The 17,083-nt window shown below is 66.9% G+C and carries 13 protein-coding genes; 8 read left to right on the plus strand and 5 right to left on the minus strand.

What is annotated here, in order from left to right; all coding sequences use genetic code 11:
• Window positions 1-27: 27 nt before the first annotated feature.
• Both FBZ87_RS15350 and FBZ87_RS15355 read left to right on the plus strand, forming a co-directional pair.
• Entirely contained in the window at window positions 28-1,428 is a 1,401-nt protein-coding gene (locus FBZ87_RS15350) for a DNA recombination protein RmuC (RefSeq protein WP_145611194.1), read from the plus strand.
• A gap of 452 nt (window positions 1,429-1,880) precedes the next feature.
• The gene (locus tag FBZ87_RS15355) at window positions 1,881-2,069 is read left to right on the plus strand and encodes a hypothetical protein (protein ID WP_145611195.1); all 189 of its coding nucleotides are present in this window, start codon (window positions 1,881-1,883) and stop codon (window positions 2,067-2,069) included.
• A 43-nt stretch (window positions 2,070-2,112) separates the two neighbouring features.
• Here FBZ87_RS15355 and FBZ87_RS15360 read toward each other — a convergent pair whose 3' ends face one another.
• Both FBZ87_RS15360 and FBZ87_RS15365 read right to left on the minus strand, forming a co-directional pair.
• The gene (locus FBZ87_RS15360; protein WP_145611196.1) at window positions 2,113-2,868 is read right to left on the minus strand and encodes a sulfite exporter TauE/SafE family protein; all 756 of its coding nucleotides are present in this window, start codon (window positions 2,866-2,868) and stop codon (window positions 2,113-2,115) included.
• Between the two features lie 63 nt (window positions 2,869-2,931).
• Window positions 2,932-4,518 (minus strand): hypothetical protein, encoded by a 1,587-nt coding sequence (locus tag FBZ87_RS15365; RefSeq protein ID WP_145611197.1) that lies wholly within the window; start codon window positions 4,516-4,518, stop codon window positions 2,932-2,934.
• A 494-nt stretch (window positions 4,519-5,012) separates the two neighbouring features.
• On the opposite strand from FBZ87_RS15365, the gene FBZ87_RS15370 reads away from it, so the two are divergent.
• Entirely contained in the window at window positions 5,013-6,323 is a 1,311-nt protein-coding gene (locus FBZ87_RS15370) for a peptide MFS transporter (protein WP_186454782.1), read from the plus strand.
• Window positions 6,324-6,513: 190 nt separating this feature from the next.
• Here FBZ87_RS15370 and FBZ87_RS15375 read toward each other — a convergent pair whose 3' ends face one another.
• The 3 genes from FBZ87_RS15375 to FBZ87_RS15385 form a co-directional block, all read right to left on the minus strand.
• Window positions 6,514-7,212 carry a LuxR C-terminal-related transcriptional regulator gene (locus tag FBZ87_RS15375; protein WP_145611199.1) on the minus strand — a complete coding sequence of 233 codons (699 nt, stop codon included), beginning with the start codon at window positions 7,210-7,212 and terminating at the stop codon, window positions 6,514-6,516.
• Window positions 7,213-7,380: 168 nt separating this feature from the next.
• Window positions 7,381-8,295, minus strand: coding sequence for a DUF1003 domain-containing protein (locus FBZ87_RS15380; protein ID WP_246134421.1), 915 nt, complete (start codon window positions 8,293-8,295; stop codon window positions 7,381-7,383).
• Between the two features lie 265 nt (window positions 8,296-8,560).
• Window positions 8,561-10,174, minus strand: coding sequence for an OprO/OprP family phosphate-selective porin (locus FBZ87_RS15385; RefSeq protein WP_145611200.1), 1,614 nt, complete (start codon window positions 10,172-10,174; stop codon window positions 8,561-8,563).
• A 712-nt stretch (window positions 10,175-10,886) separates the two neighbouring features.
• On the opposite strand from FBZ87_RS15385, the gene pstS reads away from it, so the two are divergent.
• The 5 genes from pstS (at window position 10,887) to FBZ87_RS15410 (ending at window position 17,051) form a co-directional block, all read left to right on the plus strand.
• Window positions 10,887-11,939 carry a phosphate ABC transporter substrate-binding protein PstS gene (gene pstS, locus FBZ87_RS15390; protein ID WP_246134422.1) on the plus strand — a complete coding sequence of 351 codons (1,053 nt, stop codon included), beginning with the start codon at window positions 10,887-10,889 and terminating at the stop codon, window positions 11,937-11,939.
• A 181-nt stretch (window positions 11,940-12,120) separates the two neighbouring features.
• A complete protein-coding gene (gene pstC, locus FBZ87_RS15395) occupies window positions 12,121-13,092 on the plus strand; it encodes a phosphate ABC transporter permease subunit PstC (RefSeq protein WP_088872617.1) in 972 nt (323 codons plus the stop codon).
• Window positions 13,093-13,095: 3 nt separating this feature from the next.
• Entirely contained in the window at window positions 13,096-13,983 is an 888-nt protein-coding gene (pstA, locus tag FBZ87_RS15400) for a phosphate ABC transporter permease PstA (protein WP_145611201.1), read from the plus strand.
• Between the two features lie 5 nt (window positions 13,984-13,988).
• Window positions 13,989-14,804 (plus strand): phosphate ABC transporter ATP-binding protein PstB, encoded by an 816-nt coding sequence (gene pstB / locus FBZ87_RS15405; RefSeq protein WP_040843855.1) that lies wholly within the window; start codon window positions 13,989-13,991, stop codon window positions 14,802-14,804.
• Window positions 14,805-15,107: 303 nt separating this feature from the next.
• Complete coding sequence (locus tag FBZ87_RS15410) at window positions 15,108-17,051, plus strand: chloride channel protein (protein ID WP_145611202.1); 1,944 nt, start codon at window positions 15,108-15,110, stop codon at window positions 17,049-17,051.
• Window positions 17,052-17,083: the final 32 nt, after the last annotated feature.

Genomic DNA, 17,083 nt, shown 5'->3' on the forward strand with positions numbered 1-17,083 from the left:
CCATCTTCTTGAGCAGGACGCCGTCCCATGTCCCTCGATCTCGCCTCATTGGCCCTTGGTTTCGTCGCGGCGCTGGTCGTGGCCTTGGTCGCCGCCCGGGTGGCGGGGGCGGGCGCCCGCGCGGCGCAGGCCGAGCGGCTGGCGATGCTGGAGGCCGATCTGGCCGACCTGCGCGCGGCCAAGGCCGAGGCCGACCGCCGCCTGGCGGTGGAGGGCGAACGGGCCTCGCGCGTGCCCCTGCTGGAGCGTGACCTGGCCACGGTGCGGGAAGAGGGCGCCCGCCTCAGCCAGGCGCTGGCGGCGTCCAAGGAGGCGCTGGCGCGCGAGCTGCGGCAGGCGGAAGAGAAGATGGCCCTGCTGATCCAGGCGCGCGAGACCATGGCCAAGGAGTTCAAGGTCCTGGCCGACGAGGTCATGACCCGGCACGGCGAGACCTTCGCCAAGCAAAACCGCACCCAGCTGGACGGCCTGCTGGCGCCCTTGCGCGACCGCATGGTGGAGTTCCAGCAGGGCCTGCAACTGGCCCATACGGAAAGCGCCAAGGACCGCGCGGCGCTGGCGCAGCAGATCCGCCAGCTGACCGACACCAGCGCCCGCATGACCAGCGAGACGCACAACCTGACCCAGGCGCTGAAGGGCAAGGCCCAGACCCAGGGAGCCTGGGGCGAAATGATCCTGTCCACCATCCTGGAACGCTCCGGCCTGCGCGAGGGTGAGGAGTATGTGACGCAGGAAAGCCGCACGGACGCCGATGGCAGCCGCCTGCGCCCCGATGTGGTGGTGAACCTGCCGGGCGGTCAGCGGGTGGTGATCGACGCCAAGGTGTCGCTGACCGCGTTCGAGGCGCATGTGAACGCGGAGGATGAGGTGGCGCGCATGGCGGCGCTGGCGCGCCACGTCGTTTCCCTGCGCACCCACATCAAGACCCTGGGCTCCAAGGACTATACCGGCGCCGTGGGCAGCGGCCTGGACTATGTCCTGATGTTCGTGCCCATCGAGGGCGCCCTGGCGGTGGCGGTGCAGGAGGACCCGGCGCTGACGGCCTACGCCGCGGACATGAACGTGGCCATCGCCACCCCCACGACCTTGATGGTGGCGCTGCGCACCGTGGCCAACGTCTGGCAGGTGGAACGCCGCAACCGCAACGCCGAGGCCATCGCCGACCGGGCCGGCAAGCTGTACGACAAGTTCGTCGGCTTCCTGGAGGACATGCGCAGCCTGGGCACCCAGCTGGACCGCGTGCAGAAAAGCTACAGCGGCGCCATGACCAAGCTCAGCACCGGCACCGGCAACCTGGTGCGCCAGGTGGAACAGCTGAAGGATATGGGCGCCAAGACGTCCAAGGCCATTCCCGTCGACCTGCGCGAGGATGGGCTGGAGGACAAGGCGGCGGCGCTGGAGACGGTCGGCACCCTTTCCCTGACCTGACAAAACCTGTCCTGCGGCGGCGGCACGGTGCCGTTTGCAGCCTGCTGCGCAAGGCTTGACAGCGTTGTCTCAATCGATGATTATCTAATCAATCGACCAGGGGTTGTAGCGTGGCGCCTGCCTTTGGCGAAAAGAAGCAGGGATTGGGATCGCGCCTATGGCATCGGGACGACACCACACGCTTCTATCCGGCCACTGACAGGGTGGCAGGCGCCCCCGCGATTGCGGAGGGTGCCATGATGGGGGTGTGGTCCCGGGCCCAAGGGAAGGGGGTGGTTCTCCCAGAGCCCCCCGGCAGGCGGCCGCGCTGGCCTTGGGGATTCAGTCTGGGCACCCCACGGCGGCGCGGCCGTCTTTTTTCAGCGGCGCGTGGTTTTTAAAGCGCAGGGTTGCGGCAAGCCGCCCGTATCAGCACTGCCGGTACTTTCTCCGGCATCGCCGGGGACCCGCCCATGACCAGCCTTGTCACCAGCCTGATGCGTCGTCTGAACGACCGGGGCCTTGACTTGGCGGTACTGGTGGTGGTGTCCGCCTTCCTGACCCTGGTGGTGCTGAGCGCGGCACCCGATGCGGCGGTGGACGAGGCCCAGGCCACGCCCGTCGTCCCCGCCCAACTGGCCGACGGCCAGGCCGGGCACTGATCCCCCCGCAAGAGCGATCCGCCTTACAAGGCGTGATGGGCCCTTAAAGGTACGCCTTCCCGAAGAAATACAGCGTCATGGCCACGCCCGTGACGATGACGAAACGGCGGACGTATTCGCCGGGTAGCCGCCGGGCCACGGCGGCGCCCAGATAGCCGCCAGCGATGGCGGAGACCATCATGATCAGGGCCGGGGCCCAGACCACGCGGCCGCTGAGGGCGAAGGTCACCGTGGCGATGGCGTTCAGGCTGCCGCTCAGCAGGGTCTTCCACGCGTTCATCGCGTGCATGTCGCGCAGGCCGAACAGGGTCATGGCCGCCATGGACAGGATGCCGACGCCGCCGCCGTAATAGCCGCCATAAATGGCGATGACGAACTGGCAGCACAGCAGGGCCGTGGGCGTCAGGCGCACGCTGTCCTGCAGCAGGCCGGCCAGGCGGCGGCCGAAGGCGAAGACCAAGGTGGCCATCAGCAGCAGCCAGGGCACCAGGGCCACGAACACGCTCTCGGGCGTCCACAGCAGCAGCAGGGCGCCGGCGACACTGCCCACCAGGCTGACAGCCACCATGGGCAACATGCCCACGCCCTGGATGGGCTGGAACTCCCGCCGGTAGGCGTAGACGCTGGCGAACGATCCGGGAAAAAGGGCCACGGTGTTGGTGGCGTTTGCCGTCACCGGCGGCAGGCCGGCAAACACCAGGGCGGGGAAGCCCAGGAAACTGCCGCCGCCGGCGACGGCGTTCAGGACGCCGGCCACGAAGGCGGCGCCGATCAGCAAGGCCCAGGTCCAGGGATCCATCGGATGTCCGGTGCGGTTGGTGGCGGGCGCCCCGCGCCGCCGCCCCGTTCCCGGGCGGTCTCGTCAGGGGGCGGGGGCCGGCATCGCGTCGTGCAATACGCGATAAAGCTGGAACCCCTTGCCCTCATGAACCAGGTCGGCCAGGCCCGTCAACTCCCGATGTCCAGCCTCGGTGTTCAGGACGATGACGTAGTCATAGTCCCGCTGCCAGTCCTGCCAGAAATAGGTGCCGGGGGGCAGGGGATTGGTCACGGCCTTCACCATCTCGCCCGTGCTGGGCGGGTCGCCGTCCTCACGGTCCACGCGCTCGGTATAGGCGGGCTTCACGGTTAGGATCTGCTTGCCGGCCACGCTGAAGGCGGTGCTGACCAGGCTTTGGCGGTCGATAATCGCCAGGCAGGGCGCATGGCTGAAGGCGGCGTTGAAGTTGACGTCGCCCGTGGGCACCGTCGCCTCCGCCACCAGGATGGTGGACCCGGGCTCCACCGCCGCCATGGACGCGCGCATATCCTTGTAGACCTGGCTCAGGGGCAGCCAGTCGCCGATCATGACCACGCTGCGGGCCACGATGATGGCCAGGATGGCGGCCAGGGCGGTCATGCGGCCCAGGCGGCTGCGGAAGTCGAACCGCACGAAGCCCAGGCCTAGGAACAGCAGAGCCACCGGCAGCCGCTCGTCGGCGTAGGCCGAGCCGAACAGGATGGTGGGCATGGCGATGTAGGTCACGGCGCCGGTGGCCAGCAGCATCCAGCCTGCGGCGTGCAGGTGCATGCGCCGGGTGGCCAGCAGGACGGCGACCACGCCCAGGCCCGCCAGGCCCAGCGGCACCTCCCAATTCTCATGGAAGGTGGTGACCAGGAAGCGCAGGCCCTCGCCCTTGCCCACCCAGCTCCATACCACCTGGTCGGCCAGGCCCATCGTCGGGCTGGCCGCCAGCAGGGGCAGAACCACCAGGAAGGGCAGGCCCATCAGGCCCAGGTGGCGCAACGCCTGACGCCACGGCCGGCGCAGCAGGCCCGGCGCCTCCAGGCAGAAGATGGCCATGCCATAGAGGCCGACGGCGAACAGATGGCAAACGAACAGCACCAGCACCGTGGCGGTGGAGGCCGCCAGGCGTTGCAGGTGCGACCGGTGGCGCAGCGACAGCCGGATGGCCGTGCCCCACAGCGCTAGGCCGATGCCGAACAGGAAGTTGGTGAAGCCCAGCAGGAAGATGCCGTTGTACATGAAGGCCATGGCCAGCAGCGCGTTGGCGCCGCCAGGGCCATGCTCCGCCCGGTGCAGGGCCCGGTGCAGGGCCCAGGTGCCGGTGACGATGCTGACGATGATGGCGGCGATGAATAGCTTGCCGGCGATGAACACGCCCACGACCTTGACCATGGGGGGCGTCACCAGGTCCATGGCCAGATTGGGAATGACCTGCCAGTCGATGGCGTAGAAGCGCTGCAGCAGGGGCTCCTGCCCCAGGTGCGCGATGATGTCCATGCGGGCCAAGTGGTTGGCGTAGTCCGTCAGCGGCGGCACCAGCACGAAGAACAGGGGGGCCAGGACCACCGCCAAGGCGAGAAGACCCAGCACCGTCGCCACGGGCAGGTCCAAGCTACGGTGGCGGGCATTGCTGCGCGCGTCGGCATCAAGGGCAACCATCATCCCCGCCAATTAACAGGGCGCTCCCGCAGCGCACAAGACAATCAAAAGGCACACGGCCAGCGAAAGGGGAATATGGGATCCCCCGTTTATGCTGGCGCTACACTTTGCCTCAGTCCGCACTGTCCCGGAACCGCGGTGGCGTCGCCTGTCCTTCTTGGACGGCAAGGGCGGCGCGGGTTTGCCGCAGGTACGCCGGCTTGGGCGCCTCCCGCTTAAATTTTTTGATGCGCTGTCGTTTTGTGATTCCCGGCTTGTGTCCCGGGCGCGATTCCCCTAACGAAGCAGGCTGACAACGGCGCCGGTCCCCGGTGGGGTGCGGCGACCATGATGGACAACAGGTGGGCATATCCGCCGCGACGGCTTTGGGGGCCGACGGCGAAAGGGCAGCGCGGGCGTGAATGGGCAAGGCCGCCGCATCCCGGTTGCGGGATGTCCGGGCGTACCCTTTCCGCAGGGGGCCGCGGGATAGGCACCAATTTTCCAAGGATTTGGGCATGCAGGCACAGGTCACGGCACGCGTTCGGCATCCGGTGGGTTTCTGGTTCGTCTTCTGGGGTGAGTTGGCCGAGCGCGCCTGCTACTACGGCATGCGGACATTGCTGGCGCTCTACATCACCTCGCAGCTGGGCTTCTCGGACAGCGACGCCGCCACGGTCATCCAGATTTTCATGGCGTCCTGTTACGCCTTGCCCCTCATCGGCGGCGTCATCGCCGACCGTTGGCTGGGCCGGTACCCCACCATCATCTTTTTCTCGTTTCCCTACATCTTCGGGCAGGTGGTCCTAGGCTTCGCCAGCAGCCCGTGGATGCTGTACGCCAGCCTGGCGATGCTGGCCATGGGTGCCGGCGCCATCAAACCCAACGTCAGCCCCATGATGGCCCGCATGTACCAGGAGCAGGGCAAGGAAGCCCTGATGGACAAGGCCTTCAGCTATTTCTACGTGGCCATCAACATCGGCGGCTTCGTCACCTCCTACGCGCTGCCCTGGGTGCGCGACAAGGCGGGCTATCAGGTGGCGCTGATGCTGCCGGCGGCCCTGATGACGGTGGCCCTGGTGGTCTTCGCCGCCGGCAAGCGCTTCTACCCGCAGGAAAGCGCCGCCGCCCGCGCCGCCGCCCGTGCCAAGACCGACCAGACCGCCGCCGGCATGACGCCGGAGGAACGCGCGCGCCTGGTGCGCATGCTGCTGGGCTTCCCCATGATCCTGGTGTTCTGGATGGCCTATGACCAGACCGCCACGACCTGGGTGTTCTTCGCCCGCGACTACATCGACCTGAACCTGTGGCCCTTCGGCTTCGACCTGACACCGGACCAGCTGCAGGCGGTCAACCCGCTGATGATCATCCTGCTGACCCCCATCTTCAACGCCTTCTGGGGGTGGGTGGACCGCCGCCGGGGCACGCTGACCCCGGCGCGGACTAAGGTGTTCGTGGGCTTTGGCATCACGGCCCTGTCCATCGCCATCATGGCGCTGGCCGGGTTGCTGGCCACCAAGGACCATCCGGTCAGCATCTGGTTCATGCTGGTGTCCAACATCGTGCTGGGCTTCGGTGAGCTGTGCATCAGCATGATCGGCCTGCAGTGGGCCTATATGGAGGCACCGGCCCGGCTGAAGTCGTCCATCACGGCCGTGTTCTATTTCACGGTTTTCGCCGGCGACATGGTGGGGGGACTGTACGTCCAGCTTTATGACCGCCTGTCGCCCTTCGCCTATTTTGGCGGCCAGGTGGCGCTGCTGGTGCTGGCGGCGGCCGTTTTCTACGGCGTCGCGTTGCGGCGCCAGCGGGTGCTGGCGGTGGCGTAAGCCGGGGCCGCAGCATGCCAAAAGAAAAGGCCGCCGTCCCCTGCCTGGGACAGCGGCCTTTTTCTTGGTCCCGCCGATTGGCCCGCTTGAAATCGCGTGGGCTTCAGGGGGGCTGGCGATGCGCCCCCGATAGTTTCCAAGGTCCGGTCGGATTCCAGCGAGCGTGTCACCCCTGGTCCGGTGGTTCCTTTCAGGCAGCGCCCGCCGTGGGGGTCGCTTCCGTAAGGCCATTGTTCAGCGCCCAGATAGCGGCCTGGGTGCGGTTGTTGCAGTTGATCTTGCGCAGCAGGCTCTTCAGGTGAACTTTCACCGTCGCCTCGGTGATGTGCAGGCCGTTGGCGATCACCTTGTTGCTCTCACCCTTGACCAGGGCCCGCAGGATCTGCGTTTCCCGCATCGACAGGCCCTTGTGCGGGCTGCCGGCGCCGACGCTGCCGGTATGGTTCTGCTGGGTCAGCAGCAGGGCCAAGTCGGACGGGAAGACCTTCTCGCCCAGCATGACCAAGTGCAGCGACTGGATCAGCGCGTTGGAGGAGCGATCCTTGGTCAGGTAGCCGTCGATCCCGGCCTCCAGCGCCATGCGCAGACGCGGCGCGTCGAAGCCGTTGGTCAGGTAGACCAGGCGGGCCTCGGGGAACAGGCTGTGCAGCTGATTGGCCGCCGCCCGGAATTCCCCCGCGTCCGTCACATCGAACAGGACCAGGGCGACGCTACGGCCGGACGGCTTAGCGCCGGATATATCATTTGGTGTGGGGGCGGACAGCTCCGCTCGCGCCGCCTCGACATCGCGCGCTTCGGAAACCACGCGAAAATCCTGCGGCAGCAGTTGTCTTAAGCCCTGACGGAACAGGGTACTCGGGTCTATCACCAGAACATCATGGGTGGCCATGATCCAAACCTCCGACGCAGATGCAACTAGATCGGAGTGTTTAATATTGGCTCTTTCGGACCATAAGACAACCCTCACTTGTGTCCGGTCGCTTTAGCCCTTTCGCGTATCCAACCCGCGTTAGCTAGCCAGGAATAGCCGAAACAACGCTCAAAAGGGATAGGTGGGTCAGCGGCGGTAGCGCTTTTCCTGCATAATCTCCAGTTGCAGCTGCTGAATTTCGGTGAGCCGCTTCCACTGCCGCTGGATAAGATAATCAATTTTTTCGTGCAGGTGCCTGATCTCCAGCTCCGCCTTGAGGTTGACGCGGTAGTCGTTCTCGGACCGCAGGCGGTCCTTGGCCTCCTGCCGCTTCTGGCTCATCATGATGATGGGCGCCTGGATGGCGGCCAGGCAGGAGAGGATGAGGTTAAGCAGGATGAAGGGGTAGGGATCGAAAGACTTATCCCCTTGGAAGCTGCTGATGATCATCCAGATGATCAGGAAGCCCGCGAAGGTGAGGATGAAGGTCCAGCTGCCGCCGAAGCTGGCCAGATGGTCCGACATGCGCTCGCCCAGGGTACGCTCCTCGGCGTAGCCTTCTTCGATGTTCTCCGCCAGGGTCTCATGGGTGGCGATGCTTTCGGCCACCTGGCGATCCAGTTCCGTCAGCTCGCCCTTTTCCTGCTGCAGCAGTTCCTCGACATACAGGGAACGGTAGCGGGCGACGACGCCGCGGCTGACCAGGGCATCGGGCGGCAGGCCTGGGTGGTCGCGGCGGATGCGCACGGCCAGGCTGGGGCGCAGGGTGTCCAGGCTGATCAGGTCGCGCTTGGGGCGCAGCTTGCCGGTGACGCCGCAGGCCACGCGCTTGCCACTGGCGGGCGCCGTGCCATCCGACGGCGGGGCGCCGTCCAGTCCGGGCTCTTCCTCCACGCCATCGAGGCCGTCATCGTCGCCGCCCTCGTCGCCCAGGTCGATGTCGGCCAGCTCTTCCGCCTCGGCCGCCAGCTCGGCGGCGATGGCGGCGTCCTGCTGCGCATCCCGCGCCGGCTGCGCCGCGTTCTCATCCTGCGGGTTCATGCCGCCACGCCCCTCATCCATCGCACTCGTCCTCTCAATCCGGCATTACGCCTCAGGCCGTTTTGGCCCAGCATCCGCCGGGGCGCAACCTAAACGCTGACAGGTGTTTCTATAACCGAACTATGACAATTTTCCGCGATCGCCAGAGGGGAAGGTGTGTTCCATCCCGCCGGCCCCCCGTGGACAAGTGTCGCAGGTAAAGAAAAACCCCGCCAGCGGACCGGCGGGGTTTCCCTTGTACAGGATATCTCCCCGAAGGGGACAAACCTTGGAACGTGAACTGGCCTTAGAACGTGAACTGGACGCGGCCGCCCAGGGACTGCCAGTTGTCGCCCACCTGGGTGTTGTTGGTGGCCGACGAGTACTTCTTCAGGTCGATGAACTGGTAGTCCAGCATGAAGCGGACGTTGCTGGTCATGTACCAGTTCAGGCCCAGGGTCCACACTTCCTGCTGGCCGCCGCGCACGCGGTTGGCGGTGTTGGTGGCCCAGGTGTCGGAGTTCAAGTTCAGGAAGCTGTAGCGCGCCACGGCTTCCCAGGTGCCCCACTGGCCGGCACCGGGGTTCAGGGGCTTGTCCACCGTCGGGGCGCTGAAGGCGCCCTGGTTGGCGACGTAATTGCGCTTCTGGCCGGTCAGGACCCAGCCGGCTTCGGCGTAGTAGCCGAAGAAGCTCGGGTCGTTGGTGGCCGTGGACAGCACCTTACGACGCGTCACGTCGATCTGGTAGCCTTCGCCCTGGGCCCAGAAGCTGTCGTAACGGACAGCGGCTTCACCGCCGTAGATGGCGACGCTGTTGGCGTTGATGTTGCCGGTGTTCAGGATGGCGCCCAGGCCGCCGTAGCGGTTTTCCGGACGCTCGGACAGGGCCAGCACGTGCGAACCGGCGGCGTTCACGCCGTTGGTCTGCGGCGGGGCGTACATGTAGCCGACATCGGCGCCGACATGGACGATGGTGTGCTCATCGTTGATCGGACGGAAGGCGGCGCGGGCGAAGGCGGCCTTCTGGTCGTCGGCGACACCGGTCACGGCACTGGACGTGACCGAGGCGGTCGCGCCGCCGGTGCTGGTCAGCACGGTGGTGCTGCCGAACGGGCTGGTGTTGACGTTGGCGCCGGTCAGGTAGACGTCGGCGAAATAGTTGTCGCCGAAGGTGCGCACGCCGGCCGACAGGCGGCCTTCGCTGGCGATCAGGCCGGTGACGACGTTGGTGATGCCGGGACGCTCCAGCAGGCCGATGTCGTTGGAGCTAATGCTGTCTTCGAAGGTGATGGCCGGCTGCATGGCGCCGACGTCGATCAGCCAGCCCTTGTAGCCGGTGTAGGTCAGCTGCGCGGTCTGCAGGCGGCCGGACTGGTTGAAGCGGCCCGGGAAGTCGGCCGTCACGTTGTAGGTGAAGTCGTTGAAGGCCTTGCCGGCGAAGCCGATGTAGGCGCGACGGAAGTTGAAGCCGTCGGTGATGTCCTTGTTGGCCCGGTTGTCGGGGTTCTTGGCATCCTGGAAGTTGTAACCGTAATCCAGGTGGATGCGGCCGACGGGCTGGAAGCTGAACGCCTTGTCCGCGGACGTGAAGGTCGGCACGCCGTTGGGGAAGGTGATGCTGGGCAGGTTCGCCGTGGCGGCGGTGGCCGAGGTGGCAGCCTTCTCGGCGGCGGCCTTGGACTCAGCGGCGGCCTTGTTGGCGGCGTCGGTCTGGGCCGAGATCGCCTGCAACTGCGCCTGCAGCGCCTGGATCTGCTTGTTCAGGGCGTCGATCTGCGCCTGGGTGGCCAGCGGGGTGGCGGCAGCGGCGGCGGTGGCGGAGGCGGCGTTCGACTTCTTGGTCTCTGCAGCGGAGGCGCCGGCGGCGGCGAAAGCCACGCTCAGCACCGTGCCAGCGAGCAACACGGTCTTCAGGTTCATTCCTAGATTCTCCCATCATCCGGTCTACGGCATGCCGCCCAATCCCGGGTTTCGGGGCCGACGTCACGCGTTTGGAGCGTTTGGGCTGCGGCCCTAACGAAGCGCTCGGTAGCAATATAGCATGACAGCGAGACTGCTAAAGGTTGACAGATTTATGAAAGGGGCTAGCTGTGGCGCCGCTGCAACAGTTTCGAGTCGGGCGTTTTAGGGGGCTTAAAGTAAGGCGGGGCAACAAATCCGGGACTACAGCAGTAGAGTTCGGACGGGCCCGGCGGGCTGAAAAAAGAGGGTGGGCGGATCGACTGCATCTATAGTGTTGTGAATAGGGCGCACCCCGGGGCCTGCTTATGACCACCAAGGGGATGCCGTTGCGGCGCAGAAAAAACGGCGGCGGGCTGCGCCTTCGCCGACACTTGAAAAGAAATTGAGAATCGGCGTTGACTCATAGAGTGCCGCCAGGTTGTGGCTGGTGTTGCAGCGGCACGCCAGCGCTGCCGGCCGGTACGGGGCGTGAACGAGGGGCGGCCCTGCGACAAAACGCCCACGGTTTCATAAAACTGTAACAAACTCGTCACCAAAGGTTCAGGACCCGGAATCTAGGGTCCGCCCGTCGAGACGGGATCAGGAAGCGGTCGCGGGGGCTTGCCCCTGGGCGGATCGGCCGAGGCCCCGAGACGGTCGACTAAGACGTTCCAACCCGTGGGGGAATCCCGTGAACTTTCAACCGAAGAACCTGCTGAAGGGCATGGTTGCCGCCGCGGCCGCGGTGGTGATGGTGGGCGCCGCCCAGGCTGCCGACATCAGCGGCGCCGGCGCCACCTTCCCGTACCCCATCTACGCCAAGTGGGCCGAGGCCTATAAGGCCAAGACCGGCGTGGGCCTGAACTACCAGTCCATCGGTTCCGGCGGCGGCATCAAGCAGATCAAGGCGAAGACGGTCACGTTCGGCGCCTCCGACATGCCCCTGAAGGCTGAAGAGCTGAAGGAAGCGGGCCTGCAGCAGTTCCCGATGATCATGGGCGGCGTCGTCCCGGTCGTGAACGTGAAGGGCATCGCCCCCGGCCAGATCCAGCTGGACGGCCCGACCATCGCCAAGATCTACCTGGGCCAGATCGCCTCGTGGAACGACCCGGCCATCAAGGCGCAGAACCCCGGCCTGAACCTGCCGAACACCTCCATCGTCCCGGTGTACCGTTCCGACGGGTCGGGCACGAACTTCCTGTGGACCACCTACCTGTCCAAGGAAGACAAGGAATTCGCCGAGCGCGTCGGCGCCAACACGTCGGTGCAGTGGGCCGCCGGCCTGGGCGCCAAGGGCAATGAAGGCGTCGCCAACATGGTGAAGCTGACCGACGGCGCCATCGGCTACGTCGAGTACGCCTACGCCAAGCAGAACAGCCTGACCTTCACCAAGCTGAAGAACAAGGACGGCAAGGTCGTCAGCCCGGAGATCAAGGCCTTCCAGGCCGCCGCCGCCGGTGCCGACTGGGCCAACGCCCCGGGCTTCTACCTGGTGCTGGTCGATCAGCCCGGTGCCGACAGCTGGCCGATCACCGGCGCCAGCTTCATCCTGGTCTACAGCCAGCCGCAGGACGGCGCCGCCGTCGCCGAGGCGCTGAAGTTCTTCGACTGGGCCTACAACAACGGCCAGGCCGCCGCCGAGCAGCTGGACTACGTCCCGATGCCGGCCGCCGTGATCGCCCAGGTCGAGAAGTCCTGGGGCACGGTGAAGACCGCCGACGGCAAGCCCGTCTGGTCGAAGTAAGAGTGCTCGGGTAAAAGGAAGCGCCCGCGGGGCTTCCGCCCCGGGGGACGAAGATCGGGAGAGGGGTCGCCTACGGCTCCTCTCCCTCTTTGTCGGCTTCCTTGATAGACATCCGGGTTTATTAGGTCATCGCGTTTCGGGTTATCGCAGGGCCTACGGCCGGAGGGGTGCTTTGGTGGACATGGCGGTAAAGGCATCGGACATCAGCGCGGAGAGTCCGCGGGCGCGCACGCAGCGCCGCAACGACCTTCTGTTTCGCGGCGCCACCCTGTTTTTCGCCCTCCTGGTGCTGACGCTCCTGGGCGGTGTAATTATCTCGCTCATTCACGGCGCGTTGCCGGCCCTGAAGGCCTTCGGCTTCGGCTTCGTCACGACCGAGATCTGGAACCCGGTGACGGAGAAGTTCGGCGCGCTGGCGCCCATCTACGGCACGCTGGTCACCTCGGCCATCGCCATGCTGGTGGGCGTGCCCGTCAGTTTCGGCATCGCCATCTTCCTGACCGAGTTGTGTCCCGCCTGGGCCAAGCGGCCCATCGGCATCGCGGTCGAGTTGCTGGCCGGCATCCCCAGCATCATCTACGGCATCTGGGGCCTGTTCGTGTTCGCGCCCTTCCTGCAGCGGACCGTCCAACCCTTCCTGATCAACACGCTGGGCACCATCCCGGGCATCGGCGCCTGGTTCAAGGGCCCGCCCTACGGCATCGGCGTGCTGACGGCCGGTCTGATCCTGGCCATCATGATCCTGCCCTTCATCACCTCCATCACCCGCGACGTGTTCGAGACCATGCCCGCCATGCTGCGTGAAAGCGCCTACGGCCTGGGCGCCACGACGTGGGAGGTGGTGCGCGACATCACCATCCCCTACACTCGCGTGGGCCTGGTGGGCGGCGTCATGCTGGGCCTGGGCCGCGCGCTGGGTGAAACCATGGCCGTGACCTTCGTCATCGGCAATTCGCACCGCATCGCCTCCTCGCTGCTGGCACCGGGCACCACCATCTCGGCCGCCATCGCCAACGAGTTCACCGAGGCGGTGGGCGACACTTACACCTCCTCCCTGATCGCGCTGGGCCTGGTGCTCTTCGTGATCACCTTCATCGTGCTGTCGCTGGCCAAGCTGATGCTGGTGCGCATGAACCGCAAGGCGGGGACCTGATCCATGGCCATCACCGACACCTCCCCTCCCGGCACCAACTTCGCGATGGGCCGCTATAAGCGCCGCAAGATTGGCAACACCATCACCATGGGCCTGGCCGTGGGCGCCGCCGTCTTCGGCCTGCTGTGGCTGGTCTGGATCCTGGCGGTCCTGCTGATCAACGGCATCAGCGCCATCAATCTGGGACTGTTTACCCAGATGACTCCGCCGCCCGGCAGCACCGGCGGCCTGCTGAACGCCATCTTCGGCAGCATCGTCATGACGGTGCTGGGCATGGTGATCGGCACGCCCATCGGCATCATGGCCGGCACCTATATGGCCGAATACGGCAAGGGCACGAAGCTGGCCGAGGTGACGCGCTTCATCAACGACATCCTGCTGTCCGCGCCCTCCATCATCGTCGGCTTGTTCATCTACACCATCGTCGTGGTCCCCATGGGCCACTTTTCCGCCTGGGCGGGCTCCATCTCGCTGGCCGTGCTGGTCATCCCGGTGGTGGTGCGCACGACCGAGGACATGCTGAACCTGGTCCCGGGTTCCCTGCGCGAGGCCGCTGCCGCCCTGGGCGCACCGCGCTGGAAGGTCATCGTGCAGGTGACCTACCGCGCCGCCCGCAGCGGCATCATGACCGGCGTCCTGCTGGCCGTGGCCCGCATCAGCGGCGAGACGGCGCCGCTGCTGTTCACCGCCCTGAACAACCAGTTCTGGAGCGTCAACATGAACGCTCCCATGGCGAACCTGCCGGTCACCATCTTCCAGTTCGCGCTCAGCCCCTATGAGGACTGGCAGCGCCTGGCGTGGGGCGGTTCGCTCCTCATCACGGTCGCCATCCTCGCGCTCAACATCGGCGCCCGCATGCTCGCTTCCATCGGCACCAAGAAAGGCCAGTGATCCCCATGACCGCGCTTTCCATGACGGCGGAACAGTCCCAGGCGGCCCTCGCCACCGACGGCGACATGCGCGAGAAGATCAGCGTCCGCAACCTGAACTTCTATTACGGCGGCTTCCACGCCCTGCGTAACATCAACCTGCCGCTGTTCGACAAGCGGGTGACGGCCTTCATCGGCCCGTCCGGCTGCGGCAAGTCCACGCTGCTGCGCATCCTGAACCGCATCTACGACCTCTACCCCAACCAGCGGGCCGAGGGCGAGGTGCTGCTGGACGGCGAGAACCTGCTGTCGCCCAAGCAGGACCTGAACCTGCTGCGCGCCCGCGTCGGCATGGTGTTCCAGAAGCCGACGCCCTTCCCCATGTCGATCTACGACAACGTCGCCTACGGCATCCGGCTGTATGAGAAGCTGAGCCGTGCCGACATGGACGTGCGCGTGGAAGAGGCGCTGCGCAAGACCGCGCTGTGGACCGAGGTCAAGGACAAGCTGCGCCAGAGCGGCCTGTCGCTGTCCGGCGGCCAGCAGCAGCGCCTGTGCATCGCCCGCGCCGTGGCCGTGCGCCCGGCCGTGCTGCTGCTGGACGAGCCGACCTCGGCGCTGGACCCCATCTCCACCTCCAAGATCGAGGAGCTGGTGGATGAGCTGAAGCCCGACTACTGCATCGCCATCGTCACGCACAACATGCAGCAGGCGGCCCGCGTCTCCGACTTCACCGCCTTCATGTACCTGGGCGAGCTGGTGGAATACGGCGCCACCGACACCATCTTCACCGCCCCCAAGGAAGAGAAGACCGAGCAGTACATCACCGGCCGCTTCGGCTGATCCGGCCGCTGTGTTGCCAGCGGGACGGGATTTTGACTCGTGCCGCTGTAGCCCGCGACTGCGGGCGCCGCAGCGAGCACCGCAGGGCGGAGCGAGGATAGCCAAGGCTGCGGATGCAGCCGCCCGGCGCCTGAGGTGCATTTGAGCGGCCACGATCAAATGCCACGCGTGTGAACGTGAAGGGCGGCGTCCTCCGGGACGGCCGCCCTTTTCCATAGAAGCGCCGCTTTTATCGTCCATATCGGCCCGGTCCCCTGCTATCACCCTTGTCCTGATCGGACGCGGCCCCATTTCCCCGATACCATGGATACCTTCCCGCCTTCCCAGCAGACACCGGCCGCGCCCTCCGGCCCGGAGTCCGCGCCAGAGGCGGAGGCGGAAGGAACGGCCGCGGCGGCCGTGGGCTCCACCCATGGACCGCAACAGGGCGCGGCGCAGCAGGGCGGGCCGCGCCGGCGCGCCAGCCGCCGCCTGCCGGTGGTCTGGCGGGCGCTGACCCATGCCCTGACGCCCAAGGGCCTGCGCTCCTCCGAGCTGTCCCTGGCCCTGCTCAGCGTGCCGGTGGGCATCGGCGTGGGCCTGGCGGTGGCGGGGCTGCACGCCCTGGTGCTGGCGCTGCACAGCCTGGCCTTCAAGGTGCCGTTCGGCGATCACATCAGCAGCGCCCTGTTCATCCCGTCCAGCCTGACGCTGGCCGCGCCGGTGGTGGGCGGCGCCCTGCTGGCGGGCCTGGGCCTGCTGTTCCGCCGCGCCCGTGACACCGTCGACCCCATCGAAGCCAACGCCCTGTATGGCGGCCGCATGTCCCTGCGCGACAGCTTGCGCCTGACCCTGTCCATCGTCGTATCGCACGGCGCCGGCGGTTCGGTCGGAATGGAGGCGGCCTTCACCCAGACCGGCGCCGGTCTGGCGTCCAACTTCGGCCGGCGGCTGAACCTGCGGCGCAATGATCTGCGCACCCTCGTGGGGTGCGGGGCGGCGGCGGCCATCTCCGCCGCCTTCACCGCCCCCTTGGCGGGCGCCTTCTACGCGTTCGAACTGGTCATCGGCACCTATACCATGGCGACGCTGGCGCCGGTCTGCGTCGCCGCCGTGGTCGCGAACCAGGTGGCGCAGATGGCGCTGAACCGCCCGGCCCTGTTCATCCTGGCCGAGCCGCCGGTCATCCGGGGCGGCGATTTCGCGACCTTCCTGCTGGTCGGCCTCGCCGCCGGGGCCCTGGCCATCCTCACCATGCAGGCCGTTACGCATGCGGAACGGTTGTTCCGCCAGCTGCCCATTCCCCGCGCGCTGCACCCCGTCCTGGGCGGGCTGCTGCTGGGGCCCATGGCCCTGGTGCTCCCGGGGGTGCTGGGGGGTGGGCAGGGCGCCCTGCAGTACGGCTTCGACCATGGCTACGGCCTGGGCCTGGCCTTCGTGATGCTGGTGGCCAAGGTTGTGGCGTCCGCGCTGTGCCTGGGCGCAGGCTTCCGTGGTGGCCTGTTCAGCGCCTCCCTGCTGCTGGGCAGCCTGTTCGGCAGCATGGTGTCCGACATCGGGACCCTGCTGCCCTGGGACCTGGTGGCCCAGCGCTCCGCCGTCATGCTGGTGGGCATGGGCTCCTTTGCCGCCGCTGTCGTGGGCGCGCCCGTGACCATGGTGCTGCTGGTGCTGGAGCTGACGGGCGACCTGCGCGCTTCGGCCGGCGTGCTCATGGGCGTCATCGCCTCCACCCTGCTGGTGCGCGAGACCTTCGGCTATTCCTTCGCCACCTGGCGCTTCCACCAGCGCGGCGTGCAGATCCGGGGCGGTCACGACATCGGCTGGGTCAAGGACATGACCGTGGGCCGGCTGATGCGCGGCGACCCCAAGACGGTGCCGGCCGACATCACCCTGGGCGCCCTGCGCGGCCACTACCCGCCCGGCAGCGCCAAGACGGTGTTCGCCCTGGATCCCAACGGCGCCTTCGCCGGCCGGGTGGACATGAACGCGGTGCACGACCCCCAGCACGAGCTGCCGGCCGACCAGCGGGCAGCGGAGGTGGCGCGCGATCGTGAGCATTTCCTGCTGCCCGACCAGTCGGTGCGCATGGCCCTGCAGCGCTTCGCCGACTGGGACGCCGACAGCCTGCCGGTGGTGGAGGGGGTCAGCAGCCGCCGCGTCGTCGGCTACCTGACCGAGGCCTACGCCCTTCGCCGCTATTCGCAGGAGCTGGAGCGCCGGCGCGGCGACGAACTGGGCGTGCGCGACCTGTTCGGCGGTGTCTGACGCCGCGAACTCTTCAACTAGACAGGGCTATA

This window comes from Nitrospirillum amazonense (genome assembly GCF_007828035.1).
Taxonomy (GTDB): domain Bacteria; phylum Pseudomonadota; class Alphaproteobacteria; order Azospirillales; family Azospirillaceae; genus Nitrospirillum; species Nitrospirillum amazonense.

Bases quoted from the DNA above. Each gene is read 5' to 3' on its own strand.
- FBZ87_RS15350 (WP_145611194.1), top strand. From the start codon at position 28: ATGTCCCTCGATCTCGCCTCATTGGCCCTTGGTTTCGTCGCGGCGCTG.
- pstB (WP_040843855.1), top strand. From the start codon at position 13,989: ATGACCGCGCTTTCCATGACGGCGGAACAGTCCCAGGCGGCCCTCGCC.
- FBZ87_RS15355 (WP_145611195.1), top strand. From the start codon at position 1,881: ATGACCAGCCTTGTCACCAGCCTGATGCGTCGTCTGAACGACCGGGGC.
- FBZ87_RS15410 (WP_145611202.1), top strand. From the start codon at position 15,108: ATGGATACCTTCCCGCCTTCCCAGCAGACACCGGCCGCGCCCTCCGGC.
- pstA (WP_145611201.1), top strand. From the start codon at position 13,096: ATGGCCATCACCGACACCTCCCCTCCCGGCACCAACTTCGCGATGGGC.
- FBZ87_RS15375 (WP_145611199.1), bottom strand. From the start codon at position 7,212: ATGGCCACCCATGATGTTCTGGTGATAGACCCGAGTACCCTGTTCCGT.
- FBZ87_RS15385 (WP_145611200.1), bottom strand. From the start codon at position 10,174: ATGAACCTGAAGACCGTGTTGCTCGCTGGCACGGTGCTGAGCGTGGCT.
- pstC (WP_088872617.1), top strand. From the start codon at position 12,121: ATGGCGGTAAAGGCATCGGACATCAGCGCGGAGAGTCCGCGGGCGCGC.
- FBZ87_RS15360 (WP_145611196.1), bottom strand. From the start codon at position 2,868: ATGGATCCCTGGACCTGGGCCTTGCTGATCGGCGCCGCCTTCGTGGCC.
- FBZ87_RS15370 (WP_186454782.1), top strand. From the start codon at position 5,013: ATGCAGGCACAGGTCACGGCACGCGTTCGGCATCCGGTGGGTTTCTGG.
- FBZ87_RS15365 (WP_145611197.1), bottom strand. From the start codon at position 4,518: ATGATGGTTGCCCTTGATGCCGACGCGCGCAGCAATGCCCGCCACCGT.
- FBZ87_RS15380 (WP_246134421.1), bottom strand. From the start codon at position 8,295: ATGGATGAGGGGCGTGGCGGCATGAACCCGCAGGATGAGAACGCGGCG.